The organism is Pseudonocardia ammonioxydans (genome assembly GCF_900115005.1).
Lineage (GTDB): Bacteria > Actinomycetota > Actinomycetes > Mycobacteriales > Pseudonocardiaceae > Pseudonocardia > Pseudonocardia ammonioxydans.
On record NZ_FOUY01000009.1, the window covers coordinates 1 to 21,920 of the forward strand.

Below are 21,920 nucleotides of genomic sequence, written 5' to 3' on the forward strand. Positions count from 1 at the left end.
CCCCGCCGAGTCGGCGACTACGTCAAAGCAGCACTCGCCCTCACCCACATCGAACACCTACACCTACGGGCTTCTTGTTGAGATCACTTCAATAGTTGCCGCATGCGCCGGGCGCGCCACAGATGAGGTCGGCCCGGCCGGCACACGGGTCGAACCGACCGGGCCTGAGACTTGACCCGTGCGCACCCGGGCCACGTCCTGCCGCGTGCCTACCATCGATCCGGTCGCACGAACATCACGTCGCCAATATCCTCGGACCATGCCCGACGATCACGACATGGCGGAGATGTTCGCGCGCATGGCCCGTGAGCTCGAGTCGGCGACCGACCCCAGCGATACCCGCGACGTGATCACACGCTCGGCCGTCGAGACCGTGCCGGGGTGCGACCATGCCGGCATCTCGCTGATCCAGCGCAACGGCCGGGTCGTCACCGCTGCCGCCACCGACCCCGTCGTCACCCGGATCGATGCCATCCAGTACGAGCTCCAAGAGGGCCCAGGTCTGGGCGCCATCGCCGACCACGCTGTCTATACCATCGACGACGTGGCCGAGGTGTCGACGAAGTGGCCTGAGTTCACCCGGCGGGCCGCCCAGGAGTTCGGTGTGGCCAGCATGCTCTCGTTTCGACTGTTCAGCTCGGGTCAGACCGTCGGCGCCCTGAACCTCTACGGCCGGCACCCGCATGCCTTCACCGACGGCTCCCGGGCGATGGGTGCAATCCTCGCCGCACATGCCGCGCTCTCGATGGTGGCCGCCAATGAGCACGACGAGGCCGTCAACCTGGGGAAGTCGCTGGTGTCGAGCCGTCAGATCGGAACCGCGATTGGCATCGTGATGGTGCGACAGGGGCTCGACCAGGAGACGGCCTTCGCGTTCCTGGTCGACGCCTCCCAGCGGGCCAACAAGAAGCTGCGCGAGCTGGCCGACGTGATCGTCGAGGCGGGAGACATCCCCGGCCGCAGACCCTGACCGGCGCGATCCGGGCCCCCTCCCCCTCTCAGTCGATGTGAGGGGCGGTGCCTGTGACCGCCTGCTCGATCCGGCGACGGGTCGAACCCGAGACATCGAGCGACGGCAGGGCGTCGAGCGGAACCCACTCGACGCGCTTGCTCTCGCTGCTGGTCTGCAACTCACCTCCAATGGCGCTGCCGGTGAGACAGAGCGCGAACTCCTGGCGGACTTCGCCATCGTCGTAGGCGATCACGTGGCGCGGATCGGAGTAGATCCCGACCACGCCGGTGACCTCGATATGGAGCCCGGTCTCCTCCCAGGTCTCTCGCACTGCGGCGTCCCGAACCGACTCGCCGAGCTCCTGGCCGCCCCCGGGCAGGGCCCATCGGCCGTTGTCGGTGCGTTGAATCATCAACACCCGGTCACCGTCGAGCACGACGACGACCACGGCAACGACGAGGCTGTTCGCCGGCGGTGCGGAGGGATCGTCGTAGTAGTCGGTGCGGCCCACCTGCTCAGGATTACCACTTGGGCGGCTTGGCTGTCTCCCAGACGGCGTCGAAGCTGCGCCCATAGGTCTCGAACAACGAGCCGGCCGAGAGACGGCGCAGGTGCAGAGCCGGTGCGTGCGGTGCGGTCAAGCCGTAGACGTGCGGATTGACGATCATCTCGTCGTCGTAGCGGTAGATCGAGTTGTAGAGCGTTGTCGCGTGGCAGCGGATCTCGACTCCCGGGCCGTCGGCGATCCGCTGGAAGTAGGCGAGCGCATTACGGATCTTCGCTGCGATCGCCCCCTTGCCGATGCCCTCGTCGGTGCTGCGTCGGGTGACCTCGCGGCTGGCCGGGTCACCGAACAGGAACCTGATCCGGCCGCCGGCGGCTCCCTTCGCTTCGAGCGCCGGAAGGAGGTTGGGCGTCTCGGTCAGAAACATGCCGACGTAAACGAGGACGTCGATCCGCCCGGTGGCCTGGTCGAGCAGCCGGTCCCACAGCTCGCGCGGGATGGCGCTGCGGCTCGGGTAGACCTGCACCACCTCGGATCCGGAGGCCTCGGTGAGCTTGGCCTCGGACACCGCCGACGGCCACAGGTAGCTCTCGGACTCCCGCAGGAATGCCGCGACCACATGCCGGTTCTTGGGGTAGGGAACCCGGCCCTGGGTGATCCACCGCTCGGCCGACTTGGGGTCGACACCGACATGTTCGGCGAGCGCATCGACGGTCAGGCCGCCTCGGTTGAGTGCGTCACGGAGCCGGTCGTTCGCCACTGCGCCTCCTAGGGACGTCTTGGACGTCCCAGTATTCGATAGACGTCCCCAGAAGTCCAGCGTTGCGGTAGGGCCGTCTCACTGAGCAGCGGATTCTCGGTATCGCCCCAAGCCCGGGGCCATTCATCGAGTCCCTGGAGGACGGTCATGGCAATGATCAAGGTCGACATCACCGGTACCCGCTTCACCGTGGGCGCTGCTCCGCGTCCGAAGAACGACATGGAGGGCCGGCAGCGGACCGACCGTCAGACCGGGACGCCGCTGTTCATCACGCAGCTGGTCAAGGTCGACGCCGAGGGCGCGGAGATCCTCTCGATCACCACCCCTGGTGCCCCGCAGGTCGAGCAGGGCGCCGAGGTGCGTCCGGTGGCACTGGTGGCGATCCCGTGGCAGCAGGGCCAGCGCGCGGGCGTGGCGTTCAAGGCTGACCGGATCGAGCCCACTCAGACGCCGTCGGCCAAGGCCTCCTGACCCGCTGCTCGTCCGCTGCCTGGTCGGTGGAGAGGGCCGGGACTCGCTTCCCCGGTGCCTCGGCCCTCTCCCCGGCGCTGCTCGCGCTCCCCGCTCGCTGCTCGTCTGCCTCGTCCGGAAGGCCACTCGTCATGCCTCGCAACGCCGCACCCGCCCGCACCTTCGGTGCCGGGAAGTCCCGTGTCGATTCCTTCGAGATCATCTCCGCACCGCCCCGCAACCCCGTCATCCGCGTCCTGGCCCTGCTCCTGCGGCTCCGCGCGGAACTGTTGGTCGCCGCCGTCCTGATCACAGCGTGGGTCGCACTCGGCCCGGACCACGTGACCGGTACCGACGGCGTCGCCATCGAGGTCACCGGTACCGGCCTCGACACAACGACCCGTGCCGCGCTGTTCGCCGCCGTGGCGCTGCTGCTGGCCGCGGTGCCGTGGACTCGGCGGTTCCTGTTCCACCGCGCGCAGGCGGTTCTGTCTCGGCATCGGGTCCGCCAGGTCCTCGTGGAGCGCCGGGTCCTCAACTCCCGCTCCCGCGCCTGCCCGCTCACCGTGTGGGCGCGCCCGAACCGGGTCGGCGAGGTCGTGTGGCTGTTCCTGCGCGCCGGCCTCGCCCCGAAGACCATCGAGGAGGAAGCCGAGGAACTGGCCTCGGCGTGCTTCGCCCGCGAAGCCCGGGTCACAGCCTGGTCTTCCACAACCAATGTGGTCCGCGTCGAGATCATCCGCCGTGACCCGTTGGCGCCGAACCTGATCCGCTCGGACCTGTTCCGCTGGGCCGCCGGCAACCCCAGCGACGACGGTTGGCCCGCGCCTGACGCCGGCCAGGACGCGCCGATCCCGGCTCCGCGCCCGGAGCAAACGCGTCCGGTCATCCCGCCGGCCCCGCGCCCAGCGATCGACGGTCCGGCTCCGGATGCCCGTGGTGGGGACTGGTCGGAGTATGTCTGAGCACCCGCACACGCTGCCCTACCCCCTCCAGTCCGCCGATGGGTCGGAGCCCGGTCGTCTGGTACGCCCGCTGCTGGCCCTGGCCCGCTGGGTCGACGAGTACGCGGCTCGCCACCGCGAAGACCGCACCGCCGCGGGCCCGTCGATCTGGGAGCCGATCCACCTCGGCGTCGGCGAGGACGGCCGCCCCCTGCGCCTCCCGCTGATCTATCGCAACATGCTCCTCGCCGGGGAGCCCGGCGCCGGCAAGTCCGTGGGCTTGAACAACATCGTCGCCCACGCCGCCCTGTCGGCGGACTGCCGGTTGTGGCTGTTCGACGGCAAGATCGTCGAACTCGGGCTCTGGCGCTCGTGCGCGGAGCGGTTCATCGCCAACGACCTCGACGACGCCATCCAAGCCCTGCTCGACCTGCAGTCCGAGATGGACTCCCGGTACGCGGTCCTCGACGAGCAGCGGCGCCGCAAGATCGCACCCTCCGATGGGGTGGAGCCGATCGTCGTGGTGCTCGACGAGCTGGCCTACTTCGCCGCCACCGTCGGCACCAAGCGCGAGCAAGAGGCCTTCTCGGTACTCGTGCGCGATCTGGTGGCCCGCGGTCGCGCTGCCGGGATCATCGTCATCGCGGCCACGCAGCGCCCGTCGGCAGACATCATCCCGACGTCGTTGCGGGACCTGTTCGGCTATCGGTGGGCGTTTCGCTGCACCACCGACACCTCCTCGGACATCGTGCTCGGACACGGCTGGGCCGCCCGCGGCTACAGCTCGGCGAGCGTGGCACCGGAGGCCAAGGGCATCGGGTTCCTGCTCGCCGAAGGCGGCATCCCGCGGCGGGTCAAGGCCGCCTACCTCTCCGACGCCGAGGTCTACGCCCTCGCCGATCGTGCCGCTCTGCACCGACTCGCCACGGGCCTCGCCCACCACAACGCCGATGGCCAGGCCGTCGACGACACCCGGAGCCGGTCATGACCGCCACCGGAAGCCGGTCGTCGGTGCCGAACCTGGTGGAGGCCGGGCTCCGCCGCACCAGTGCGGCGATGCGGCACGCCGGCGCCCGCTACGACCGCGGACAGATCACCCTCGATCACCACTGGCAGATGCTCGCCGCGCTGCACACCCGCCGGGTCCGCTGGTGGACGGTGCTCGAACGCCACGTCCTCGACGACCACACCACCCCGATCGTGCTCTACCGCGCTGTCCTCGATGCTCGCGACAACGCCGACCGCGACGCCCGCTACTGGACCCAGCAGGCCGCCACCGCCGCCGAGCGCGAGACCGGGATCGCCGGATGAGCACGGCCGGTCGGGACCACGCCACCGTCGACGCCCTCGCGGCCCGACGGCTGTCCCGCCTGGCCGCAGACACCCCCGGCGCCGAGCTCGTCGCCTCCGCCGGCCGCCGGGACAACCACACGGCCTGGCTCAACCATGTCGCCCCGGCCGCCGGGTGCGCGCACCCGGTCAAGCTCTCCGGCACCGTCTACCGAGTCGAACAGTCCACCGGCCGGATCACCGATGAGCGGCACACCGCACAGATGCCCGACGGGCTGATCTACACCGCCTGCGGCAACCGCCGCGCCTCGGTCTGTCCCTCCTGCGCCGAGACCTACCGCGCCGACACCTTCCAGCTCGTCACCGCCGGCCTGGTCGGCGGCAAGGGCACCCCGGCCACCGTCGCCGGGCATCCGTGCGTGTTCCTGACCGTCACCGCCCCCTCGTTCGGACCCGTGCACGCGCACCGGGTCGACTCCCGCGGCCGGCTGCTCCCGTGCCGCCCGCGCCGGGACGAGACAGCCTGCGCGCACGATGTGTCGCACGCCTGCTGGGAACGCCACCGCGAGGACGATCCGCGGGTCGGGCAGCCGCTGTGTCTCGGCTGCTACGACCACCCGCACCAGGCGGTATGGAACATGCACGTCGGCGAACTCTGGCGGCGCTCGATGATCGCCGCCAACCGCGGACTGCGCCACCTCGAGAAACTCACCAAGGCGAAGCTGCGGCTGAGCTACACGAAGGTCGCCGAGTTCCAGGCCCGCGGTGCGGTGCACCTGCACGCCCTGGTCCGCCTCGACGGCCGCGACCCGGACCCGAATCTGTCCCACCTGACCCTGCCGCCACCACCCGGCGTCTCGGCGGCGCAGGTGGCACTGTTGCTGCGCTCGGCGGTATCCGGGACCGGGTTCGCGACCGAGCCGCACCCCTACCGGCCGTCCGGGTGGTGGATCGAGTGGGGCGCCCAGGTCGACCCGCGCCCGGTCCGGCTCGCGCCGAGCGATCTCGACGACGGTGCTGAGATCACCACGACCGCCGTCGCAGCCTACCTCGCCAAGTACGCCACCAAGGCCACCGAGACCGCCGGGCATCTCTCGACTCGGCTGCGGCCGGACACGGTGCGCTCGTACGCGAACCTGGCCACGCACACCGGCCGCCAGATCGACGCCTGCTGGCGCCTCGGCCAGCGTCCCGGCGGCTGGGACCCCGACGAGTGGTCGACCTCGTGGGGCCGGCTGTGGCGGTGGGCGCACATGCTCGGCTTCGCCGGCCACTTCTCCACCCGCTCCCGGCGGTACTCGACGACGCTGACCGCGCTGCGGCAGGCCCGTCGCGATTGGCAACGCGACCACGCCAGCCCCGGCCCGAACGCCGACGACGTCGAGCGCCTGGACGACGGCGAGGACACGACCGAGGTCGTCATCTCCTCGCTGCACTTCGCCGGCATCGGCTGGCACACCACCGCCGACGCCCTCCTTGCGAACACCGCCGCCGCACAAGCCAGGAATCGGAGGCGTGCCGCTCGGGAGGAACTGACCACGACAGCCGGATGAGAGGAGACGAGGACATGGAACGGCTGTTGCTCACCGCGGAGGAAGTCGCCGAGTGCCTGCACATCGGGCGATCGCGGGTGTACATGCTGATCGCGGCGAAGGAGCTGACCTCGGTCAAGATCGGCAGCCTGCGCCGTATCCCGGTCGACGCCGTGCGCGAGTACGCGGCCCGGCTGGTCGAGCAGGAACGCGAGGCGTCCTGATGCCGCGCAAGATCCGCAAGCGCGCGAACGGCGAGGGGACGATCGCGAAACGTTCGGACGGCCGGTACACGGCGGCCGCGTTCGTCCCGGTCTCCGGTGGCGGCCGACGCCGGGTCTACGTCTACGGCCGCACCAGGGACGAAGTCCGGGAGAAGCTCGACGACCTGATGCGGCAGGCGGACGACGGCATCCCACGGGCCAAGGAGCGGCAGACCGTCGCTGCGTACCTCGACTACTGGTTGGAAAACGTCGTGCGCCCGGAGAAACGGGCGACCACGTTCAACGGCTACGAGTCGATCGTGCGGCTGCACATCGTGCCGGTGATCGGGAAGAAGAAGCTCGACGAGCTGGGGCCGGCCGACGTCCGCAAGCTGCTCGCCGCACTGCGCGAGAAGGAGATCAGTGGCAGCGGTGGCGGTCCGCGGAGGCTATCGGCGCGCATGGTTCAGTTCGCTCACGCCGTCCTGCGGAACGCGCTGTCGAACGCGGTGCGGGAGGAGCTGATCGGCCGCAACGTCGCCAAGCTCGTGCAGGTCTCCAACCCGGAGTACGACGTCGGGACCAGCCTCGATCCGGTCGCGGCCCGCGCGCTGCTCGCCCGGATCGCCGACGACCGGCTGTACGCGCTGTACCTGTGCGCGATCGTGCTCGGGATGCGGCGCGGCGAGCTGCTGGGCCTCGCATGGGATGCCGTCGACCTGGACGCCGGCAAGCTCGCGGTCCGCCAGTCGCTCACCTGGGCCAACGGCCAGGCGCATCTCGGTCCGCCGAAGTCCCGGGCGTCCCGGCGGATCGTCCCGCTGCCTGCGACCGTCGTCGACGCGCTGCGGGAGCACCGGAAACAGCAGGATGACGAGCAGGAGATCGCCGGTGACCGCTGGACGGAAACCGGTCTCGTGTTCACCTCGCCGCTGGGCGGGTCGGTCTCGCCACGCACGCTCGCCGCGCAGTGGCATCAGATCCGCACCGCGGCCGGCCTCGGGCGGATGCGGTTTCACGACCTCCGGCACACCGCCGTGTCGTTGCTGCTCGCGCTCGGCATCCCGCCGCACGTGGTCCGGGAGATCGTCGGGCACAGCGACGTCAAGGTCACGATGACCGTCTACGCGCACGGCAACCTCGACGAGAAAGCTGCCGCGCTTTCGCAGCTCAGCACCGCCGTCACCGGCGGGTTGTTGTCACCGGTTGTTGTCAACGAGGACGAGCAGGACGAGTCGTGATCGGCGATCATGCCGCTGACCTGTGGCGGAAGCGGCGGGATTCGAACCCGCGGTCCTTTCGGACGCCCGCTTTCAAGGCGGGTGCATTCGGCCGCTCTGCCACGCTTCCGCCCGGAAGGGTAACGGGTGCGGCTGGGCGGTCAGCGATCAGCGCGGTGGTAGGTGAGCGCCCCCATCCGGGTCCGCCCGTGCCCGACGACGACCGGGTCGGCGAATCCCGCCTCGGCCAGCAGCTCGGGCACCGGCCGGCCTGCGTCGTGCCCGTGCCCGTGACCGGCTCCTGGGCCGTGCCCACCGCCGAAGCCGAGCCGGCGCGCCGCCGGGTCCAGCCGGTGCAGCAGGGACAGCACCCGGTTCACCGGCTTCATCCGGCCGGCGACACGAGGGTCGTCGTCGAGGTCGACCAGGTGCAGGCTGCCACCGGGCGCGAGCACCCGCCGCACCTCCCGCAGGGCGCCGACCTGCCGATCGGCATCGAGGTGGTGCAGCATCAGCGACGAGAGGACGCGGTCGACGCTGCCGTCGTCGTAGGGCAGCTCCTCGGCGACGCCGACGTCGAGCCGGAGCGCCGCGCCCTCGTCCGCCGCCTTGCGCCGGGCGATCTCCACGGCCTCGGGGTCGGGATCCAGACCGATCACCGTCGCGGACGGCACGGCCCGCTTCGCCCGCAGCACGACGTTGCCCGTCCCGCAGCCGATCTCCAGCACGGTCGAGCCGGGCTGGATCCCGGCCTGGGCGACCAGCCGCCAGTACATCCCGTTCGTGCCCATGATCGTGGCAAAGGCGTCATAGCCCGGCAGCAGCCGCGGGTTGACGAGCGCAGGCAGGTAGTCGGTCGACATGACCCCTCCGTGGTACGAAATTCGTGTGTCGACACCAGCTTCCGGCCGTCTCGAGCGGGACACAATGAAGATTGTGCGGGCCTGATGGGACGATCTTCCGGTGTCCCGCTCCTGGGATTCGCGCACGCGCCGGTCCCGATCGCCGTCGAGCACCGGTCCGGCGCGGGGCTCGCCGAGCTGCCCCGGGTGCGCGGCGCGCACGCCCACGACTTCCTGTGCCTGTTCTACGTCGTCGACGGCCGGTGGGGCCGCCGCGTCGACGGACGGGACTGGACGCTGGAAACCGGCGACGCGTTCGTCGTCGCACCGGGCGCCGTGATCGGCGCCGACGACGGGCGCCCGACCGACGGGGAGGCCTACACCGTCCTGTTCCCGGCGGAGGCGATCGACCCGGACGCCGCCGCGCCGCTGGTGTCGTGGCGCGGGCACCCGCTGCTGGCGCCGTTCGTCGGCAGCCATCGCGGTGGGGCGCAGCGCCTGGTCGTCCCGCCCGCGGACCGGCCCGGCTGGCTGACCCGGCTCGCCGCGCTGGACGCCGAGCTGACCGCCCGTCACGACGGTTTCGCCGAGGCGGCACGCGCCCACCTGACCCTGCTGCTGGTGGCGCTCGGGCGGCTCCAGGACGACGTCCCGGCCGAGGCCGCCGACCCGCTGCTCGCGGCGGTGTTCGAGCAGATCGAGCAGCGGTTCCGGGACCCGGTCTCGCTGCGCGACATCGCCACCACGGTCGGGCTCACCCCCGGCCACCTGACGACGGTGGTCGGCCGCGCGACCGGCCGGACCGTGCAGCAGTGGCTCACCGAGCGCCGGATGCGGGAGGCCAGGCGGCTGCTGGTCGGCACGGACCTGACGGTCGCCGAGGTCGGCAGGCGGGTCGGCTACCGGGACCCGGGCTACTTCGTCCGGCGGTTCCGGACCGCGCACGGCACGAGCCCGGCGGCCTGGCGCGCCGCGTGAAAGTCCCACCGCGCCGGGGTGTCGGTGCGGTGTGGTGGGATCTCCCCGATCGGCAACGGGAGGTCAGCGTGCGGTTCGACGAGAACGCCCGGCTGGACACGTCCGGCGTGGACGACCTGCGCGGCGCCGGTGGCGGCCGTCGCGGCGGCGGGGTCGGCGGCCGGGTCGCCGGTGCGGGCGGCGGGCTCGGCATCGTCGGCATCGTCATCTACCTGCTGCTGTCGAACCTCACCGGCGTCGACCTGGGCGGTGGGCTGGCGGCAGGCGGTGGTTACCCCGGCCTGGACCAGGTCGGGGCAGGGCAGTCCGCGGACGGCTCGTCGCTGGCACAGAACTGCGCGACCGGCGCGTCGGCGAACACCTCCACCGACTGCCGGATGGTCGCCGTGGTGAACTCGCTCGACGACTACTGGGAGGGCCAGTTCTCCTCCGGTTTCGTCCGGCCGCGGACCAACTTCTTCGCCGGCGGCGTCAGCACCGACGGCTGCGGGTCGGCGACCTCGGACGTCGGCCCGTTCTACTGCCCGGCCGACTCCGAGATCTACATCGACCTGTCCTTCTTCGACGAGCTGGAGAGCCGCTTCGGCGCCCAGGGCGGGCCGTTCTCGCAGGCCTACGTGATGGCCCACGAGTACGGCCACCACATCCAGAACCTGCTCGGGACCAACCGGCAGGTCGGCAACGAGACCGGCCCGACCTCGGGTTCGGTGCGCCTCGAGCTGCAGGCCGACTGCTACGCCGGTGTCTGGGCGCACCACGCGACGACCGTGCCCGGCGACTCCGGGCGCCCGCTGATCAGCGAGCTGACCCAGGACGACATCGACGCCGCGCTCGACACCGCCGACAAGATCGGCGACGACCACATCCAGACGCACCTGGGCGGCGGCCAGGTCGACGAGTCCCAGTTCTCGCACGGCAGCTCCGTCCAGCGCGAGCGCTGGTTCACCACCGGCCTGGACACCGGCGACGCCGGCGCCTGCGACACCTTTGCCGCCCGCTCGCTGGGCTGACCCCCCGATCAGCCCGGCTCGCGGGCGGGTACTCAGGCCACGGGGCGGCGGGCCCAGGCCCCGAGCAGCATGCCCGCGATCATGATCGAGTCGGCCGCGCGGAGTTCGGCGCGCATCCGCTGCTTCAGCGTCGCGGGGCCGATCTCGTCCGCGGTCGCGACCCCCAGCCGCTCCATCAGTGGGAGCATCCCGAGGACGACGTCGGCCCAGCCGTAGTCGGGCATCTCCGGGCCACCCCACACCGAGGTCCCCAGCCCCATGGTCGGCGACGGGAGCCCCGCGGCGCGGAAGGTGGTGTGCAGCCGGTGCCCCATCCGTGGCTCGATCCCGGCCCGGCCGAACGTCTCCTGGCAGCAGTCGTACAGCCAGGACCAGAGCGGGGTCGGCGGGGAGCACCACGTGTAGGTCAGGTCGGCCTCGTGGAAGCACACCAGCCCACCCGGCCGCACCCGTTCCACCGCCGCACGCAGCGCCGCCTCGGGATCGGCGAGGTACATGAGCACGACCCGGCCCGTCACCGCGTCGAACCCGCCCTCGACCCCGTCGAGCGTCTCGGCGTCGCCGACCCGGAACTCGACGTTGTCGAACCCCGACCGCTCGGCGTGCTCCCGGGCCATGGCCACCGTCTCCGGGCTCCGGTCGATCCCGACGACGTGCCCGGTCGGGCCGACGAGCTCGCGCGCCAGCAGCGCGACGTTCCCGGCGCCGGATCCCAGGTCGAGCACCCGCGCGCCCGGTTCGAGCCCTGCATCGCTCAGCAGGGAGCGGGTGAACGGATCCAGCAGCTCGCTCTGCGCGAGCAGCCGCCGGTGTTCGCCCTCGCTCTGGGTGAACGGATAGTCCGGACGGACGTCGGTCATCGAGATTCCCCCCTCGTTCGCACGCCGGCGTCGTCGACACCGACGCCGCGACGGTAGGGATCACCGCTGTCCGCGCACTGTCCTCGCGCTCAGCTCACCCGCCCCAGCTGATGGTCGAGGACGGCGACGGCCGAGCTCTCGTCGTGGTCCCCCAGCAACAACCCCTCCGTCAGCCCGCCGATCAGAGCGAGCAGCACCTCGGCCTCGCGGTCGGCGTCGAGGGCCGCCGAGGCCCCGGCGGCGAGCCGCTCGGCGACGGCTGCGCGGATCAGCCGGTTCCCCTCCCGGTAGGCCTCGCGCACGTCGGGGTCGGCGAGGGAACGGATCTGGAAGGCCGAGCCGACCCGGGCGTCGGTGCGGCTGTCCTCGTCGAGCGGGAGCAGCGCGACCAGCAGCGCTCGGGCCTGGGCCCGCGGCGGGTCCGAGGCCGCCGCAGCCAGGTGCATGCGGATCCGGTCGTCCACCCGGAGCTGCACCTGCTGCGCGGCGAAGGACAGCAGCTCGTCACGGGAGGTGAAGTAGTGCTGCACCCGCCCCTTCGAGACACCGGCCTCCTGGGCGACCCGGGCCAGGCTGACCGCCTCCAGCCCCTCGGCCGCCGCCACCCGCCACAGCGCCTGGGCGATCTCGCCGCGCCGCTGCCCGTGGTCGACCACCCTCGGCACGTGCACCTCCGTGACGATCCGATCGGATTGCAAAAACTCCCGGCGACTTTTACGGTCCGATCGTATCGCCAACCGAGGGGGAACCATGCGGGTCGGGCACTTCACCGGACCGGAGGCGCGCGCCGAGTACCTGCGGGCCTACGACGACGCGGTCGCCACCCTGCCCCGGCCGCGTGCGGCCGACGTCGGCACGCCGCACGGCACCGTGCGGGTGCACACCTGCGCCGGCCCGCCGGACCCGGCCCCGCTCGTGCTGCTCCCCGGGACGGGCACCCCGGGCGCGGGCTGGTCGTCCGTGGTGACCCACCTGACCGGACGGCGCACGGTGCACCTGGTCGACCCGCTCGGCGGACCCGGTGCGAGCCGGCAGGAGGTACCGCTGCGGTCGATGGCCGACGTCGCGGGCTGGCTGCGTGCGGTGGTGGACGGACTGGGGCTGACCGCGTTCCACCTCGCGGGGATGTCGCTGGGCGGCCGGTGCGCGTTCGAGCTGGCCCGGCGCAGCCCCGGCGGACTGTGCTCGCTGACACTGGTGGATCCCGTGAACACCCTGGACCGGGTCCCGTTCCGGGTCGCCGCCCTCGCGGTCGGCGCCTCGCCGCGCGCCCCGCGGCCGCTGCGTGGGCTGTTCCGGCGGACGCTCGGGAGCGACGCGGCGGATCCCCACGACCCTGTCGCCCGGGTGGCCGCGCTCGGTCCGGAGTCGTACGCGTCGGCACAGCCGCACCCGTCGCTCCCGGCCGATGCCGACCTGCGGTCGGTCCGGGTCCCCACGCTCAGCCTGCTCGGCGGCCGCAGCACGGTCCTCGACGCCGGCCGGGCCCGCGACCGGGCCGCGCTGCTCCCCCGCGGGACCGCCGAGGTCTGGCCGGACGCGACACACGCGCTGCCCGCCGAACACCCGGAACGGACGGCGGACCGGATCCTCGCCCACGCCGCGCGGGCCGAGCGGGCGGTCGAGGCCGGGAAGAACGGGGAGGCCGACCGCTACCCGGCCGCCGGACGCTCCTGACCCCACCACCCGGCCGGACCGGGCGGGTCGGCGCCGAGGAAACCGGCCAGATCGCCGGTCCAGCCCTCGACCTGCAGCTCCCAGCCGGGCCGGACGAACGCGTCGGGCGTGAGCAGCAACCGGTGCTGCACCTCCCGGTGCCCGCGGGCGGCGTTGAGCACGGTCCCGTCGGGCCGGTACCCGAGACGCCGCGACACCGTCGCGGAGCTCTCGTTGCCCTCGACGTAGTCCGAGCGGGCCGTGGTCGCGCCGAGCGTGTCGAACGCGAACGCGAGCACCGCGGCCCGCATCTCGGTGCCGAACCCGCGGGACTGGAACCGCCGTCCGAGGTAGGAGCCAGTGTGTACCCCGCGCAGCACCCCGAACCGCTCGGCGTAGAGGCTCTGCAACCCGGCCACCGCACCGTCGTGACGCACGACCAGGTGCAGCCCCCACGACGCGGGCGCCGAGCGCGCCCGCTCCGACCAGAAGTGCTGGAGCACACCGCGGCCCAGGTACCGCGGGTCGGCGTCGGTCCACGGCGCGGCGAACGGCATCTCCGAGGCCGGGTGGACACCGGCGTCGTGCAGCATCACGACGAGCTCGCGCAACGAGGCGTCGTCGTCGGGGCGCAGTTCCAGCCGCGGGGTGCGCAGCACCAGGCCCTGCACCGGCCACGGGTCCGGTACTGGGTCCATCGGCGCCGGCAACCAGCTCACGGCCTGTAGACCCTGCCGGATCGCTTCCGCCGGCGCGACGCAATACCGTCAGCGGTCATGAAGGCGATCACCTTGGCGGAGTACGGCGGTCCGGAGCAGATGGCCTGGGAGGAGGTGCCGGACCCGGCGCCGGGGCCCGGCGAGGTCGTCCTCGACGTCGTCGCGTCCGCGGTGAACCGGGCCGACCTGCTGCAGGTGCAGGGCAACTACCCGGTGCCGCCGGGCGCCTCGCAGATCCTCGGGCTGGAGTGCGCGGGCCGGATCGCGGCCCTCGGCGAGGGCGTGACCGGCTGGAACGTCGGCGACGAGGTGTGTGCCCTGCTCGCCGGCGGCGGCTACGCGCAGAAGGTCGCCGTCCCCGCCGTGCAGCTTCTCCCGATCCCGCAGGGCGTGTCGGTCGAGGAGGCGGGCGGGCTCCCCGAGGTCGCGTGCACCGTCTGGTCGAACGTGTTCCTGGAGGGCCGCCTCGCCGAGGGCGAGACGTTCCTGATCCAGGGCGGGTCGTCGGGCATCGGGACGCACGCGATCCAGGTCGCGAAGGCGTTCGGTGCCCGGGTCGCCGCGACGGCCGGGCACGACGACCGGCTCCGGTTCTGCCGCGAGCTCGGCGCCGACATCGTGATCGACTACCACGACGACATCGCCGCCGAGCTGAAGAAGGCCACCGACGGCCACGGGGCCGACGTCATCCTCGACAACATGGGCGCCAAGGGACTGGCGAACAACCTCTCCGCCCTGGCCAAGGACGGCCGCCTGATGATCATCGGCATGCAGGGCGGGGTGAAGGCCGAGCTCAACATCGGGGCGCTGCTCGCCAAGCGTGGTCACATCTCCGCGATGGGGCTGCGCGGACGGCCGGTCGAGGGCCCGAACTCGAAGGCCGAGATCGTCGACGGGGTGCGCGACCAGGTCTGGCCGCTGTTCGGGACGGGGCAGGTGCGCCCGATCGTGTTCGAGCGCCACTCGATGGCCGACGCCGCCGACGCGCACCGCCGCCTCGCCGAGGGCGGCGTGACCGGCAAGCTCCTCCTCGTGAACCCCGACGCCTGATCGCCGGTGGCTCCTCGCTGCACCCCGCCGCCGGCTGGGGCCAGAATGGCGTCATGAGCGACGAGCAGGAGAGCCCGGACGAGCAGGTCATGGTGGTCGGCGCCGACGGCCGCCCGGTGGGCATGGCGAAGATCCCGAAGGGCTCGGGGGACGGTTCCGACGCCGAGCAGCAGGGCCCGGCCGGGATGGTCGAGCAGCCGGCCAAGGTCATGCGGATCGGCACGATGATCAAGCAACTGCTCGAGGAGGTGAAGGCGGCCCCGCTGGACGAGGCCTCCCGCAGCCGGCTCAAGGAGATCCACGAGAACTCCGTCAAGGAGCTGGAGGACGGGCTCGCACCGGAGCTGCGCGAGGAGCTGCACCGCCTGAGCCTGCCGTTCACCGCCGACGAGACGCCCTCCGAGGGCGAGCTGCGCATCGCGCAGGCCCAGCTGGTCGGCTGGCTGGAGGGCCTGTTCCACGGCATCCAGACGGCGCTGTTCGCCCAGCAGATGGCCGCCCGCGCGCAGCTGGAGCAGATGCGTCGCGGCCTCCCGCCGGGCGCGGCACCCGGGCCGGAGCAGGGCGGGATGCCCGAAGGCCTGGGCCGGGGCACGGGGCAGTACCTCTGAACCCCGCTGAGCTGGGGTTTCCGCGCGACCCGGCAGGGGCCTCCCCTGCCGGGTCGCGCGGGACCGTCTGAGTACCCTCGTCGGGTGGCCGTGACCGTGAGCGACAGCGAGCCGGGCGACGTCGTCGACCCGTCCGAGGTGTCGAGCCCACGCAGCTGGCGCCGGGCGTTCGCGGATCTCTCCGCCGGCTGGCGGCAGCGTCCGCTCTGGGGCTACCTGGGCTGGCAGGACATCAAGCAGCGCTACCGCCGCTCCGTGCTCGGTCCGCTGTGGATCTCGATCAGCATGGGCGTGATCGCGCTCGGGCTGGGCATCCTCTACTCGGCGCTGTTCGAGACGCCGATCGCGACGTTCCTGCCGCACGTCGCCGTGGGGCTGCTGATCTGGAACTTCGTCTCCGGCTGCATCCTCGAGGGCAGCGAGGTCTTCATCTCCAACGAGGGCTTGATCAAGTTCCTGCCCGCGCCGCTGACCCTGCACATCTACCGGCTGGTGTGGCGGCAGACGCTGTTCTTCCTGCACAACATGGTCGTCTGGGCCGTGCTGATGATGGTGTTCCCGCGCCCGCTGGGCTGGGCGCTGCTGCTGGCCGTCCCGGCGTTCGCGCTGCTCGCGGTGAACGGCGCCTGGATCGCGATCCTCTCCGGCATCCTGGCGACCCGGTTCCGCGACATCCCGCCGATCATCGCCAGCGTCACCCAGCTGGTCTTCTACCTGACGCCGATCGTCTGGTCGATCGACATCCTCAAGGACAACGAGGCCGCCCGGGAACGGGCCAGCCTGGTCGAGCTGAACCCGGTCTTCCACTTCCTGGAGATCCTGCGTCAGCCGCTGCTCGGGCAGGAGATCGTCGGCCGGTACTGGCTGGTGGCCGGGACGATCACCGTCGTCGGCTGGTTCGCCGCCCTGGTCTGCCTCCGCAACTACCGCTCCCGCGTCGCCTACTGGGTGTGAGTCACTGTGTCTGAACCCCGGATCCGGATCGACCACGCCGCCGTCGACTTCCCGATCTTCGATGCGAAGACCCGATCGCTGAAGAAGGCCGTCCTCGGCAAGGCCGGCGGCCGGATCGGCACCGAGGCCAAGGTGCCGATCATCGAGGCGCTGCGGGACATCACGATCAGGCTCGACCGGGGTGCCCGGGTCGCGCTGGTCGGGCACAACGGGGCCGGCAAGTCCACCCTGCTGCGGCTGATGGCCGGGATCTACGAGCCGACCCGGGGCCGGTCCGCCGTGCAGGGCAAGGTCGCGCCGATCTTCGACCTGGCCGTCGGGATGGACCCCGAGATCTCCGGCTACGAGAACATCATCATCCGTGGCCTCTTCCTGGGCATGACCCGGAAGCAGATGGAGGCCCGGATGGACGACATCGCCGAGTTCACCGAGCTCGGCGACTACCTCGAGATGCCGCTGCGGGCGTACTCGACGGGCATGCGGGTCCGGCTGGCGCTCGGCGTCGTCACCTCGATCGACCCGGAGATCCTGCTGCTCGACGAGGGCATCGGTGCCGTCGACGCCGAGTTCCTCGCCAAGGCCCGCGGCCGGCTGCACGAGCTGGTCGACCGCTCCGGGATCCTGGTGTTCGCCTCGCACTCCGACGAGTTCCTCGCCGACCTCTGCGACACCGCGTTGTGGATGGAGCACGGGACGATCAAGGAGTACGGCCCGCTGCAGGAGGTCCTCGACCATTACAAGGGCCGCACGCCGTACGAGGGCACCGCGTGACCGCTCCGCTCGCGCCCGGCTCGGTGGTCGGGGTGATCGTCACCCGGCACCGCGCCGACCTGCTCGTCGACTCGCTGACCGCGATGGCGAAGCAGACCCACCCGGTCACGCACCTGATCGTCGTCGACAACGGACCGGACCGGCCGGCCCGCGACGCCGTCGACGCGTGCCCGCTGCCGACCACCTGGCTGCCGTCGTGGACCAACCTGGGCGGAGCCGGTGGGTTCGCCCTCGGCATGCTGCACGCGCTCGCGATGGGTGCGGACTGGATCTTCCTCGCCGACGACGACGGCCACGCCGCCGACGAGTCCACCCTCGCCACCCTGCTGGACGTCGCGAACCGCCGCGGTCTCGCCGCGGTGTCGCCCGTGGTCGCCGACAAGGCCGACCCCGAGCGCCTCGCGTTCCCGCTGCGCCGCGGCGTGACCTGGCACCGCACCCGGTCGGCACTGATGGCGGGCGACGGTGACCAGGAGCTCCTGCCGGGCATCGCCTCCTTCTTCAACGGCGCCCTGTTCCGGGCATCGACGCTCGAGGTCATCGGGGTGCCGGACCTGCGGCTGTTCGTCCGCGGTGACGAGGTGGAGATGCACCGCCGGATGGTGCGCTCCGGGCTGCCGTTCGGCACCGCGCTGCACGCCGGCTACCTGCACCCCTACGGCTCGGACGAGTTCAAGCCGATGCTGGGCGGGCGGCTGCACGCCCAGGACCCGGGTGACGACGTCAAGCGCTACTACACCTACCGCAACCGTGGCTACCTGATGGCCCAGCCCGGGATGCGCCGGATCGGCCTGCTGGAGCTGCCGAGGTTCGCCTGGTACTTCCTGGTCACCAAGCGCGACCCCCGCGGGTTCCGCGACTGGCTCCGCCTCCTGAACCAGGGCCGCGCCGAGCGCTTCCACCGCGCCCCCTGACCACTACACACCCGTTTCCTCCACCGCACACCGGCAGCGACGGGTGTGCGGGCGCTGTCCACAACCGATCCGGTTGTCCACAGGCGCGGGTGCTGGGGTCTGTCGGCGTGGGGTGGCGGGGGCACCGTGGGTGGGTGGACGCCCTCATCCAGCCGGGGCCGACTTCGCCTGGCCCGCCCTCGGCGTCGTCGGGGAGTTCGACGGCGGGTGGAGTACGGCAGGAACGGTGTCGCGGCTGCGGTTCGTGCTCGGCGCGCGACAGCCTCACACCCGGTCAGTTCTTGAAGATCACGTACCGCAGCATCACGAAGTTGATGGCGGTCGCGGTGCCCTGGGCCACCACGGCCGCGAGCAGGGTCTCGTAGGGCATCAGCGGCAGCAGGAACAGGACCAGCGAGTTCATGCCGACGTTCACCGCGAACGTCGTGCCGTAGAGCGCGACGAAGCCGGCGAACCGGCTCTTGCCGCCGGTGTCGGCCCCGGAGAAGGTGAACCGCTTGTTCAGCAGGTACGCCGTCGTCGTGCCGAGGATGAAGCCGATCCCCTTCGCCACCGGCACCCACAGCCCCAGGTACAGCAGCACGTGGTACGAGCCGATGTCGACGACGGCACACAGCACGCCGATCACGACGAAGCTGCTGAGCTGCCGGACGAGTCCGTGCCGCGACGCGGCGGCACCGTCGGGAGACGGGTTCTCGGCCCGCGAGGACTCCGTGGCGGTCACGCCCCCGAGGGTAACGGCGGGAAACGGCCCGCCCGACGGCGACCCGCGGCCGAGCCGTCGCACACGTCCGCGACCTGCGCCGCCGCCCGGGCCCGCTCTCCCGCCCCGGGACCTCACGCCGTCCTGCACCCGCCCCGCCTGCCCCCAGGGGCACCCTCGCGGCGCCCGGCGCCCCGAGGGGTCCCCTCGCGGCGGACTGGTACTCACCAAGCACTTTGTGCTACAAACTAGGCATCGCAGCAAACAACTTGCCGGTCGAATCGAGGGGGACCACCGTGCAGGAACACCGCGACACCACCGCCACCGACCTCGGTGACGACCCACCGGTCTCCGCCGCGGACGCGCTCGCGATCATCGAGCAGGAGCAGGCCCGCCAGGAGCCGGACATCTCCGGGTACTTCCTGCTGTGGGGCGCACTCTGGATCCTCATCGGACTGACCTGGTTCGGCTCCGGGACGCAGGTCTGGGCGGCCGACACCGCCGGCATCACGACCGGCGTGCTCGTCGTGGGGGGCTGCCTGACCAGCGCCTGGCTCGGCACGCGGATGAACCGCGGGGTCTCGGGCCCGTCGAGCCGCTTCGGCGCGATGTACGGGGTCGCCTGGGGCGTGGCGATCGTCGGGACTGGCGCCCTGGTCGCCGCACTCGTCGGGCACGCGGGCCAGGCGGCCGCCCCGCTGATCCCCGCGCTGTTCGTGTTCGTGGTCGGCGTGCTGTACACGGTGACCGGGGCCTTCTACCGGGACGGTCTCGACTTCGGGCTGGGCCTGGTCGTGCAGCTGGTCGCGGTCGTCACGGCCTTCACGCCCGCGCCGTGGAGCTCGCTGGTGATGGGGGTCGGCGGCGGTGGCGCCCTGCTGGCCGTCGGGATCGTCCGGCGGGTGCGGCGATGACCGAGCTCGATCCCGTGATCCACGCGCAGGCCCGGCTCCGGGTCACCGCCACCCTCGCCACGCTGGCCGACGGGGACCGGATGACGTTCCCCCGCCTGCAGGAGGCACTGGGGATGACGGCCGGCAACCTGTCCACCCACCTGCGCAAGCTGGAGGACGCCGGCTACGTCGCGATCACCAAGACCCATCAGCGCCGCACCCCGGTCACCTACGTCGAGCTGACGAGAACCGGCCGGAGGGCGTTCGAGGACTACACCGAGACCCTGCGCACGCTGCTGTCGCCGCCGGTCGACGAGGAGGTCGGCTCGTGACCGCCCCCGTCGTCCTGGAGGGCGTGTCCCGGCGTTACGGCGCCACCGTCGCCCTCGACGGCGTCGACCTCGCGCTCGAACCCGGCAGCCTCACCGGACTCCTCGGCCCCAACGGCGCCGGCAAGTCCACACTGGTCAACCTGGTCGCCGGGCTCCGGCGGGCCGACTCCGGCACGGTCCGGTTGTTCGGCGGCGACCCGCGGGACGCCGCCAACCGGGTCGCCCTCGGGACGACGCCGCAGCAGACCGGCCTGCCCGAGACCCTGCGCGTGGGTGAGGTGCTCCGGCTCGTGTCCGGACACTTCCCCGACCCCGTGCCCACCGGCGAGCTGCTGGAGCGCTTCGGCCTCGCCGGGCTGGAGCGGCGCCAGACCGGCGGGCTGTCCGGCGGTCAGAAGCGCAGGCTGGCGGTCGCGCTCGCGTTCTGCGGACGCCCCCGGCTGGTGCTGCTCGACGAGCCGACCACCGGGCTCGACGTCGAGGGCCGTCGCGTGCTGTGGGACGCCGTGCGCGAGTTCCACGCCGGCGGCGGCACCGTCCTGCTGACCACGCACTACCTGGACGAGATCGAGACCCTCGCCGAGCGGGTCGTCGTGCTCTCCGGCGGCCGGATCCGCGCCGACGGCGACGTCGACACGATCCGCGGAGCGGTCCGGCGCAGCCGGGTCACCCTGCGTGCCGCGCTGCTGCCCGACCTGCCCGGGATCGAGCACACCGAGCGCGACGGCGACCGCTGGGTCCTGCACACCGCCGACGCCGACGCGCTCGTCCGCGACCTGGTCACCAGCGGTGCCGCGTTCAGCGACCTCGGCGTGGCCCGTGCCTCGCTGGAGGAGGCGTTCCTGACCCTGGCCGGCACCGGACCGCAGGCCGATCCCGCCGTGCCCACCGGAGGCTCACGATGACCGCCACGAGGCCGACCACTCCGACGACCGGCACTGCCACGACCAGCACGAGGACGGCCGGCACTGCGACGGCCGGCACTGTCACGACCAGCACTGCGACGGCCCGGCCCCGTCCGGCCGTCCCGCTCATCGGCGCGCACGTGCGGTACCTCGTGCTCGAGCAGCTCCGGATCCCGATGGCGGTGCTGTCCTCGGCCCTGTTCCCGGCCCTGTCGCTGCTGTTCTTCGTGCTGCCCTTCGACTGGGCCGACGACCCGGGGGCCGCCACCGCCGCGGTGGCGCAGCTGGCCCTGTTCGGCGTGCTGACCGGGTTCCTGTTCACATTCGGGGTCGGCGTCGCCGACGACCGGGAGAAGCCGTGGGACCCGTACCTGCGCACACTGCCGGCGCCCGCCTGGACCCGGATCGTCGCCCGGCTGATCTCCGGCGCGTTCTTCGCGCTGCTCTCCGTGCTGCCGGTGCTGCTCGTCGGCGCGCTGTTCACCGCGGCGACCGTGCCGTCCGGACGGTTGCTCGCCGCGCTCGGGACGCTCGTCCTGGGCGGGTTCCCGTTCCTGCTCGGCGGGCTCGCGATCGGCTACTCGCTGCCGACGAAGGTCGCCCTGCCGGTCGTGCAGCTGGTGTTCTTCCCGATGGCGTTCGGCGGCGGGCTGCTGCTGCCCCCGGAGCTGTTCCCGGGCTGGATGCAGATCGTGTCGTCGCTGCTGCCCACCCGGGGCGCCCGGGACCTGCTGGTCTTCTCCCTCGGCGGTCCGACCCCGACGGTCCTGGTCGTGGTCGCGTTCGCCGCCTGGACGATCGGGGCGGCACTGGTGGCCGGGTGGGCCTACCGGCGCGACGAGGGACGCCGCTTCCGCTGACCTTCC

At 72.1% G+C, this 21,920-nt stretch carries 27 protein-coding genes and 1 tRNA gene; 20 read left to right on the forward strand and 8 right to left on the reverse strand.

Annotated features, from left to right (window positions below):
- Positions 1-259: 259 nt before the first annotated feature.
- Positions 260-970, forward strand: a complete 711-nt coding sequence (locus BM093_RS10650) for a GAF and ANTAR domain-containing protein (protein ID WP_093340954.1) — start codon at positions 260-262, stop codon at positions 968-970.
- Between the two features lie 28 nt (positions 971-998).
- Here the strand turns inward: BM093_RS10650 and BM093_RS10655 are convergent, their stop codons facing one another.
- Both BM093_RS10655 and BM093_RS10660 read right to left on the reverse strand, forming a co-directional pair.
- The gene (locus tag BM093_RS10655; RefSeq protein ID WP_093340957.1) at positions 999-1,463 is read right to left on the reverse strand and encodes an NUDIX hydrolase; all 465 of its coding nucleotides are present in this window, start codon (positions 1,461-1,463) and stop codon (positions 999-1,001) included.
- Positions 1,464-1,473: 10 nt separating this feature from the next.
- On the reverse strand, positions 1,474-2,217 hold the full coding sequence (locus BM093_RS10660; protein ID WP_093340960.1) for a DUF5919 domain-containing protein: 744 nt from the start codon (positions 2,215-2,217) through the stop codon (positions 1,474-1,476).
- A gap of 147 nt (positions 2,218-2,364) precedes the next feature.
- Between BM093_RS10660 and BM093_RS10665 the strand changes: the two genes are divergently transcribed.
- From BM093_RS10665 to BM093_RS10695, 7 genes are all read left to right on the forward strand, one after another.
- Positions 2,365-2,688, forward strand: a complete 324-nt coding sequence (locus BM093_RS10665) for a hypothetical protein (protein ID WP_093340963.1) — start codon at positions 2,365-2,367, stop codon at positions 2,686-2,688.
- A 131-nt stretch (positions 2,689-2,819) separates the two neighbouring features.
- Positions 2,820-3,632: a hypothetical protein gene (locus BM093_RS10670; protein WP_093340966.1), complete on the forward strand. Its 813-nt coding sequence runs from the start codon at positions 2,820-2,822 to the stop codon at positions 3,630-3,632.
- Complete coding sequence (locus BM093_RS10675; protein WP_093340969.1) at positions 3,625-4,599, forward strand: FtsK/SpoIIIE domain-containing protein; 975 nt, start codon at positions 3,625-3,627, stop codon at positions 4,597-4,599. Before BM093_RS10670 ends, BM093_RS10675 begins: the two co-directional genes overlap by 8 nt.
- Positions 4,596-4,922 carry a hypothetical protein gene (locus tag BM093_RS10680; RefSeq protein ID WP_093340972.1) on the forward strand — a complete coding sequence of 109 codons (327 nt, stop codon included), beginning with the start codon at positions 4,596-4,598 and terminating at the stop codon, positions 4,920-4,922. The genes BM093_RS10675 and BM093_RS10680 overlap by 4 nt, the downstream gene beginning before the upstream one ends.
- Positions 4,919-6,454, forward strand: coding sequence for a replication initiator (locus BM093_RS10685; protein ID WP_093340975.1), 1,536 nt, complete (start codon positions 4,919-4,921; stop codon positions 6,452-6,454). The genes BM093_RS10680 and BM093_RS10685 overlap by 4 nt, the downstream gene beginning before the upstream one ends.
- 14 nt (positions 6,455-6,468) lie before the next feature.
- Positions 6,469-6,657, forward strand: coding sequence for a helix-turn-helix domain-containing protein (locus tag BM093_RS10690; protein ID WP_093340978.1), 189 nt, complete (start codon positions 6,469-6,471; stop codon positions 6,655-6,657).
- Positions 6,657-7,877, forward strand: coding sequence for a site-specific integrase (locus BM093_RS10695; RefSeq protein WP_177238386.1), 1,221 nt, complete (start codon positions 6,657-6,659; stop codon positions 7,875-7,877). The genes BM093_RS10690 and BM093_RS10695 overlap by 1 nt, the downstream gene beginning before the upstream one ends.
- Positions 7,878-7,900: 23 nt before the next feature.
- Here the strand turns inward: BM093_RS10695 and BM093_RS10700 are convergent.
- A tRNA-Ser gene (locus BM093_RS10700) sits at positions 7,901-7,986 on the reverse strand.
- A gap of 31 nt (positions 7,987-8,017) precedes the next feature.
- Complete coding sequence (locus tag BM093_RS10705) at positions 8,018-8,719, reverse strand: class I SAM-dependent methyltransferase (protein WP_093340981.1); 702 nt, start codon at positions 8,717-8,719, stop codon at positions 8,018-8,020.
- Positions 8,720-8,803: 84 nt separating this feature from the next.
- On the opposite strand from BM093_RS10705, the gene BM093_RS10710 reads away from it, so the two are divergent.
- Both BM093_RS10710 and ypfJ read left to right on the forward strand, forming a co-directional pair.
- Entirely contained in the window at positions 8,804-9,676 is an 873-nt protein-coding gene (locus BM093_RS10710) for an AraC family transcriptional regulator (RefSeq protein WP_093340984.1), read from the forward strand.
- Between the two features lie 68 nt (positions 9,677-9,744).
- Entirely contained in the window at positions 9,745-10,686 is a 942-nt protein-coding gene (gene ypfJ / locus BM093_RS10715; protein ID WP_093340987.1) for a KPN_02809 family neutral zinc metallopeptidase, read from the forward strand.
- Positions 10,687-10,718: 32 nt separating this feature from the next.
- On the opposite strand, the gene BM093_RS10720 is transcribed toward ypfJ, so the two are convergent.
- Positions 10,719-11,546 (reverse strand): class I SAM-dependent methyltransferase, encoded by an 828-nt coding sequence (locus BM093_RS10720; RefSeq protein WP_093340990.1) that lies wholly within the window; start codon positions 11,544-11,546, stop codon positions 10,719-10,721.
- An 89-nt stretch (positions 11,547-11,635) separates the two neighbouring features.
- Entirely contained in the window at positions 11,636-12,211 is a 576-nt protein-coding gene (locus tag BM093_RS10725) for a TetR/AcrR family transcriptional regulator (RefSeq protein WP_177238387.1), read from the reverse strand.
- 85 nt (positions 12,212-12,296) lie between these two features.
- Here BM093_RS10725 and BM093_RS10730 point away from each other — a divergent pair, with 85 nt between their 5' ends.
- The gene (locus BM093_RS10730; RefSeq protein ID WP_093340997.1) at positions 12,297-13,223 is read left to right on the forward strand and encodes an alpha/beta fold hydrolase; all 927 of its coding nucleotides are present in this window, start codon (positions 12,297-12,299) and stop codon (positions 13,221-13,223) included.
- On the opposite strand, the gene BM093_RS10735 is transcribed toward BM093_RS10730, so the two are convergent.
- Positions 13,199-13,900, reverse strand: a complete 702-nt coding sequence (locus BM093_RS10735) for a GNAT family N-acetyltransferase (RefSeq protein ID WP_177238388.1) — start codon at positions 13,898-13,900, stop codon at positions 13,199-13,201. The two genes, BM093_RS10730 and BM093_RS10735, sit on opposite strands and share 25 nt — an antisense overlap.
- 78 nt (positions 13,901-13,978) lie before the next feature.
- Here BM093_RS10735 and BM093_RS10740 point away from each other — a divergent pair, with 78 nt between their 5' ends.
- From BM093_RS10740 to glfT1, 5 genes are all read left to right on the forward strand, one after another.
- Entirely contained in the window at positions 13,979-14,971 is a 993-nt protein-coding gene (locus tag BM093_RS10740) for an NAD(P)H-quinone oxidoreductase (RefSeq protein ID WP_093341003.1), read from the forward strand.
- A 53-nt stretch (positions 14,972-15,024) separates the two neighbouring features.
- Positions 15,025-15,582 (forward strand): bacterial proteasome activator family protein, encoded by a 558-nt coding sequence (locus BM093_RS10745; RefSeq protein ID WP_093341007.1) that lies wholly within the window; start codon positions 15,025-15,027, stop codon positions 15,580-15,582.
- A gap of 84 nt (positions 15,583-15,666) precedes the next feature.
- Entirely contained in the window at positions 15,667-16,536 is an 870-nt protein-coding gene (gene wzm / locus BM093_RS10750) for a galactan export ABC transporter permease subunit Wzm/RfbD (protein WP_093341010.1), read from the forward strand.
- Positions 16,537-16,542: 6 nt separating this feature from the next.
- Positions 16,543-17,307, forward strand: coding sequence for a galactan export ABC transporter ATP-binding subunit Wzt/RfbE (wzt, locus tag BM093_RS10755; protein WP_177238389.1), 765 nt, complete (start codon positions 16,543-16,545; stop codon positions 17,305-17,307).
- Positions 17,304-18,221: a galactofuranosyltransferase GlfT1 gene (glfT1, locus tag BM093_RS10760; RefSeq protein WP_093341013.1), complete on the forward strand. Its 918-nt coding sequence runs from the start codon at positions 17,304-17,306 to the stop codon at positions 18,219-18,221. Before wzt ends, glfT1 begins: the two co-directional genes overlap by 4 nt.
- A gap of 274 nt (positions 18,222-18,495) precedes the next feature.
- Here the strand turns inward: glfT1 and BM093_RS10765 are convergent, their stop codons facing one another.
- Positions 18,496-18,945, reverse strand: a complete 450-nt coding sequence (locus BM093_RS10765) for a GtrA family protein (RefSeq protein WP_093341016.1) — start codon at positions 18,943-18,945, stop codon at positions 18,496-18,498.
- Positions 18,946-19,220: 275 nt separating this feature from the next.
- Between BM093_RS10765 and BM093_RS10770 the strand changes: the two genes are divergently transcribed.
- Genes BM093_RS10770 through BM093_RS10785 form a run of 4 tightly spaced genes read left to right on the forward strand, consistent with a single transcriptional unit; the run spans position 19,221 to position 21,914 of the window.
- A complete protein-coding gene (locus BM093_RS10770) occupies positions 19,221-19,838 on the forward strand; it encodes a hypothetical protein (protein WP_093341019.1) in 618 nt (205 codons plus the stop codon).
- Positions 19,835-20,149, forward strand: coding sequence for a transcriptional regulator (locus tag BM093_RS10775; RefSeq protein ID WP_093341021.1), 315 nt, complete (start codon positions 19,835-19,837; stop codon positions 20,147-20,149). The genes BM093_RS10770 and BM093_RS10775 overlap by 4 nt, the downstream gene beginning before the upstream one ends.
- Entirely contained in the window at positions 20,146-21,054 is a 909-nt protein-coding gene (locus tag BM093_RS10780; RefSeq protein ID WP_093341024.1) for an ABC transporter ATP-binding protein, read from the forward strand. The genes BM093_RS10775 and BM093_RS10780 overlap by 4 nt, the downstream gene beginning before the upstream one ends.
- Complete coding sequence (locus BM093_RS10785; RefSeq protein WP_093341027.1) at positions 21,051-21,914, forward strand: ABC transporter permease; 864 nt, start codon at positions 21,051-21,053, stop codon at positions 21,912-21,914. Before BM093_RS10780 ends, BM093_RS10785 begins: the two co-directional genes overlap by 4 nt.
- The last annotated feature ends 6 nt before the right edge of the window (positions 21,915-21,920 follow it).

Coding starts and splice junctions, on each gene's coding strand:
- BM093_RS10650 (WP_093340954.1), top strand. CDS start 260: ATGCCCGACGATCACGACATGGCGGAGATGTTCGCGCGCATGGCCCGT.
- BM093_RS10665 (WP_093340963.1), top strand. CDS start 2,365: ATGGCAATGATCAAGGTCGACATCACCGGTACCCGCTTCACCGTGGGC.
- BM093_RS10670 (WP_093340966.1), top strand. CDS start 2,820: ATGCCTCGCAACGCCGCACCCGCCCGCACCTTCGGTGCCGGGAAGTCC.
- BM093_RS10675 (WP_093340969.1), top strand. CDS start 3,625: ATGTCTGAGCACCCGCACACGCTGCCCTACCCCCTCCAGTCCGCCGAT.
- BM093_RS10680 (WP_093340972.1), top strand. CDS start 4,596: ATGACCGCCACCGGAAGCCGGTCGTCGGTGCCGAACCTGGTGGAGGCC.
- BM093_RS10685 (WP_093340975.1), top strand. CDS start 4,919: ATGAGCACGGCCGGTCGGGACCACGCCACCGTCGACGCCCTCGCGGCC.
- BM093_RS10690 (WP_093340978.1), top strand. CDS start 6,469: ATGGAACGGCTGTTGCTCACCGCGGAGGAAGTCGCCGAGTGCCTGCAC.
- BM093_RS10695 (WP_177238386.1), top strand. CDS start 6,657: ATGCCGCGCAAGATCCGCAAGCGCGCGAACGGCGAGGGGACGATCGCG.
- BM093_RS10705 (WP_093340981.1), bottom strand. CDS start 8,719: ATGTCGACCGACTACCTGCCTGCGCTCGTCAACCCGCGGCTGCTGCCG.
- BM093_RS10710 (WP_093340984.1), top strand. CDS start 8,804: ATGGGACGATCTTCCGGTGTCCCGCTCCTGGGATTCGCGCACGCGCCG.
- BM093_RS10720 (WP_093340990.1), bottom strand. CDS start 11,546: ATGACCGACGTCCGTCCGGACTATCCGTTCACCCAGAGCGAGGGCGAA.
- BM093_RS10730 (WP_093340997.1), top strand. CDS start 12,297: ATGCGGGTCGGGCACTTCACCGGACCGGAGGCGCGCGCCGAGTACCTG.
- BM093_RS10735 (WP_177238388.1), bottom strand. CDS start 13,900: ATGGACCCAGTACCGGACCCGTGGCCGGTGCAGGGCCTGGTGCTGCGC.
- BM093_RS10740 (WP_093341003.1), top strand. CDS start 13,979: ATGAAGGCGATCACCTTGGCGGAGTACGGCGGTCCGGAGCAGATGGCC.
- BM093_RS10745 (WP_093341007.1), top strand. CDS start 15,025: ATGAGCGACGAGCAGGAGAGCCCGGACGAGCAGGTCATGGTGGTCGGC.
- BM093_RS10775 (WP_093341021.1), top strand. CDS start 19,835: ATGACCGAGCTCGATCCCGTGATCCACGCGCAGGCCCGGCTCCGGGTC.
- BM093_RS10785 (WP_093341027.1), top strand. CDS start 21,051: ATGACCGCCACGAGGCCGACCACTCCGACGACCGGCACTGCCACGACC.